Below are 3882 nucleotides of genomic sequence, written 5' to 3'. Positions count from 1 at the left end.
GCTTCCAGGAGAACCGCGCCAACCGGCTGATCGAGGACGGCGGCAGATTCACCGGCACGGTGGCCGCGCCTATCCTCGGCCGCGCCGCCAAGGCCGAGGCGCTGCTCGACATCGCGGCAAGGCTGGGCGTGACGACGCAGGATGCGGTTGCCGTTGGCGACGGCGCCAACGACCTCGACATGATCCGCCTTGCCGGCACCGGCGTCGCGCTGCACGCCAAGCCGGCGGTGGCGGAACAGGCAAGGATCCGCATCGACCACGGCGATCTGACCGCGCTGCTTTACCTCCAGGGCTATCGCCAGGGAGAATTCGTGCAATGAAGCCGATCCGCACCGAGCGCCTCATCCTGCGCAATTGGGAACAGCGCGACCGCGCGCTCTTCCATCGCATCAACTCGGACGAGCGCGTGATGGAATTTTTTCCGTTCCGCCGCGACCGCGCCACGGCGGACGCAAAGATGGACGAGCTCCGGGCCTGGATCGATGAGGATGGCTACGGCTTCGCCGCGGCCGAGATCGCCGCCACCGGCGAGTGCATCGGCTTCGTCGGCCTCCTCGAAACCGATCATGTGCCCTCGCTGCCGGCCGGCACGATCGAGATCGGCTGGCGGCTGGCACCGGAATACTGGCGCAAGGGCTATGTCACCGAGGCATCCGAAGCCTGGCTCGCCTTCGGTTTCGAAACGCTGGAGCTGGACGAAATCGTCTCCTTTGCCGTCGCGGAAAACCATCGCTCGATCGCCGTCATGAAGCGGCTCGGCATGCGCGCCGACCCGGGCGCCGATTTCGACCATCCCGCCGTGCCGGACAGCCACCCTTCATCTTAAGCGGCATTCGCTGTACCGGCTGTCGCGCGACGACTGGCAGGCGCGAAAAAGGGCGGCCCGCTAGCCGCCCATTCTTGCAAATCAACCCGTTCGGGCTCTCCGGAATCAGTCCATCCGGATCGTCACGAAGCGCAACTCGCCGGATTTCGAGGCGAGCATCAGCAGCGCGTTCTTGCGGCCCTGCTCCTTCAGCGCGCCGATCCGGTCCATGACATCCTTTGGCGTGCCGACCGATTCCTGCGCGATCTCGGTGATCACCTCGCCGGGCTGGATGCCGCGTTCGGCGGCGGCCGAATCCTTGGCGACGTCGGTGATGACCACGCCCGACACATCGGCCGCGATGCCGAATTTCTGTCTGTTCTGCTCGTTGAGCTCGCCAACGGTCATGCCGAGCACCGAAGCCGTCGACACAGGAGCCGCCTTGTCGCCCTTGTCCTCGCCGGTACTGCCGTTCTCGCCGCTGGCCAGCTTCTCGCCGTCCTCGAGCCGGCCGAGCGTCACCTTCACTGTCTGCTCGACGCCCTTGCGCACGATGACGACGTCGACCGCCTTGCCGACCGGGCTTTCGGCGACGACGCGCGGCAGGTCGCGCATTTCGTGGATGTCCTTGCCGTCGAATTTGATAATGACGTCGCCGGCTTGAACCGTGCCGTTGTCGACCGGTCCGCCCTTGATGACGCCGGCCACCAGCGCGCCCTTGGCCGTCGCCATGCCGAGGCTTTCGGCGATGTCGTCCGTCACTGGCTGGATGCGCACGCCAAGCCAGCCGCGCCGCGTTTCGCCGAACTGGCGAAGCTGATCGACGACGCCCGCGGCGAGCTGCGAGGGAATGGAAAAGCCGATGCCGATCGAGCCGCCCGAGGGCGAGATGATCGCCGTGTTGATGCCGATGACCTCGCCACTGCTGTTGAACAGCGGACCGCCGGAATTGCCGCGATTGATGGCGGCGTCGGTCTGGATGAAATCGTCATAAGGGCCGGAATTGATGTCGCGGTTGCGCGCCGAGACGATGCCGACCGTGACCGTGCCGCCAAGACCGAACGGATTGCCGATCGCCATCACCCAGTCGCCGACGCGCATCTTGGTGGAATCGCCGAACTTCACCGCCGTCAATTTGTGGCCCTTCGGATCGACCTTCAGCAACGCGACGTCGGTCTTTGTATCAGTGCCGACAAGCGTCGCCTTCAGCGTCACGCCGTCGGAGAAATTGACCTCGATGTCGTCGGCATCGGCGATGACGTGATTGTTGGTCACCACGATGCCCTGCTCGGCATCGATGACGAAGCCGGAGCCAAGCGACTGCACCTTCTGCCCGCCGCCCTTGTCGCCGCCACGGTTCTTGAAGAAGTCATCGAAAAAGTCCTGGAAGGGCGAGCCTTCCGGAAGCTGCGGCATCGGCACCGCACCGGGGCCTTCCGTGCCTTTGACGGTTTGCGAGGTCGAGATGTTGACCACCGCGCCGAGCAGGCGTTCGGCGAGGTCGGCGACGGAAGGCGGCGCGTCGGAGGCGATCGTGGGCGTGACGAAGGACGGGACGGCAATGATGCCGACGACGAATGCGGTGGCGCCGGCGAAAAACCTGCGCCGCGCCGCGCGCAACAGGGTGTCGGATATCATCGTGGCCTCCCGGCGTTTTTGAAAAAGAAAGGCGCTTCCGCAAAGGCGCCCGTCCAATTCATGTTGGCAAGAAATAAGGCACGTTTGCGGCTATAGCTATCGGCGGAAGATAAATCGTCAATCGCCTCGGCACCAAGGAATTTCATCAGCCGCGAACCAGCCAGACGATGGCGACGCCGATGGCGATTGCAGCCAATCCGGCGATCCGCAGCACATTCTCCGGCAACGACAGCACCTCCGCCGCCAGTTTCCTGGCCAGAGCCGGAAACCCGCCATAGACCAGGCCCTCGATGACGAGGACCAGGCCGATGGCCGCGAGGAAATCCTGCACCGTCCGCTACTGGGCGCTGCCGGGTTGCGTGGCCGGGACTGCCGGCGTCGCGGGCGCGGGCTGCGATGCCGCCGGCTGTCCGGGCTCGGGCTTGCTTTCCGGATCGCGGAAGAAGCGGAAGAACTCGGAGTCGGGCGACAGCACCATGGTGGTTCCGGTGCTGTCCAAGGCCGTGCCGTAAGCATTCATCGAGCGATAGAAATCGAAGAAGCCCGGGTCCCGCTTATAGGCTTCAGCAAAGGTGGCGCTGCGCTGCGCCTCGCCCTCGCCGCGCAGGATCTCCGATTCCTTCTGCGCCTCGGCGATGATCTCGACGACCTCGCGGTCGGCCCTGGCTTTGATACGCTGCGCCGCCTCGTTGCCGCGAGCTCTCAGCCGCTCGGCTTCCGCCAAGCGTTCGGCTTTCATGCGATCGTAGGTCTGCTGCGATACTTCGGCGGTCAGATCCGTCCGGCGGATGCGCACATCTTCGATGTCGAGGCCGAGCGACGTCGCGTCCGGACGCAGTTGGTCACGCACCTCGCGCATCATGACGCCGCGTTCTTCGGAAAGTGCCGCCTCGAAATCGCGCAGACCATAGACGCGGCGCAGCGCCGCATCGAGACGCGTCTTCAGCCGGGCTTCGGCGAGTTCCACCTGCCCCGATACCGCCGCGCGGAACGTGCGCGGATCCGAAATGCGGTAGGCGATGAAGGCGTCGACCTCGTAGAACTTGCCGCCGGAGACCTGAACGCGGATATTGTCGAGGTCGAAGCGCATCACTTTTTTCTCGATCGTCTGAACGCTGTCGGCATCGAAGAAGGCGAATGGCGCCTTGAAATAGATGCCCGGCTCGGTCTTGACGTCGATGATCTCGCCGAACCTCAGCACGATCGCCTGCTCGCCCGCCTTGACGACGAACACCGACGAATAGAGCAGGAACAGAAGGACGGCCGCGATGACCGCGATGATGGGAAGACGGTTGGCCATCACTGGTTACCTCCCAGCGCAGGCGCTGGCGGCGCCTTGGGCTGCAGTGCCGGCAGCGGCAGGTAAGGAAGCACGCCCTGCCCGTTGCCCTGCTCGACGACGACCTTGTTCGAGTCCTTCAGGATCCTCTCCATTGTTT

4 protein-coding genes and 2 pseudogenes are annotated in these 3882 nt (G+C 64.7%); 2 read left to right on the top strand and 4 right to left on the bottom strand.

The features are described from left to right. Together EOA32_RS34385 and EOA32_RS34380 are read left to right on the top strand one after the other, a co-directional pair. A partial coding sequence (locus tag EOA32_RS34385) for an HAD family phosphatase (protein ID WP_148670001.1) occupies window positions 1–320 on the top strand: 320 nt, incomplete at its 5' end. Beyond that, a pseudogene (locus EOA32_RS34380) lies at window positions 317–890 on the top strand (GNAT family N-acetyltransferase). The gene EOA32_RS34385 and the pseudogene EOA32_RS34380, both read left to right, overlap by 4 nt. A 41-nt stretch (window positions 891–931) precedes the next feature. Here the strand turns inward: EOA32_RS34380 and EOA32_RS34375 are convergent. The 4 genes and pseudogenes from EOA32_RS34375 to EOA32_RS40385 all read right to left on the bottom strand — a co-directional run. Beyond that, complete coding sequence (locus EOA32_RS34375; protein WP_066990915.1) at window positions 932–2443, bottom strand: DegQ family serine endoprotease; 1512 nt, start codon at window positions 2441–2443, stop codon at window positions 932–934. Between the two features lie 145 nt (window positions 2444–2588). Continuing rightward, window positions 2589–2774, bottom strand: coding sequence for a DUF2065 domain-containing protein (locus tag EOA32_RS34370; RefSeq protein ID WP_066990912.1), 186 nt, complete (start codon window positions 2772–2774; stop codon window positions 2589–2591). Window positions 2775–2780: 6 nt separating this feature from the next. Beyond that, window positions 2781–3743 carry a protease modulator HflC gene (locus EOA32_RS34365; RefSeq protein WP_066990909.1) on the bottom strand — a complete coding sequence of 321 codons (963 nt, stop codon included), beginning with the start codon at window positions 3741–3743 and terminating at the stop codon, window positions 2781–2783. Further along, window positions 3743–3882 (bottom strand): annotated as a pseudogene (locus EOA32_RS40385) (protease modulator HflK); the annotation flags it as partial. The pseudogene EOA32_RS40385 and the gene EOA32_RS34365, both read right to left, overlap by 1 nt.

Origin of the sequence: Mesorhizobium sp. M1A.F.Ca.ET.072.01.1.1, assembly GCF_004023325.1 — a bacterium.
GTDB lineage: Bacteria > Pseudomonadota > Alphaproteobacteria > Rhizobiales > Rhizobiaceae > Mesorhizobium.
Note: the sequence above shows the minus strand (reverse complement) of the source record. Positions and strands in the feature narration are given on the sequence as shown.

Coding starts and splice junctions, on each gene's coding strand:
- EOA32_RS34375 (WP_066990915.1), bottom strand. CDS start 2,443: ATGATATCCGACACCCTGTTGCGCGCGGCGCGGCGCAGGTTTTTCGCC.
- EOA32_RS34365 (WP_066990909.1), bottom strand. CDS start 3,743: ATGGCCAACCGTCTTCCCATCATCGCGGTCATCGCGGCCGTCCTTCTG.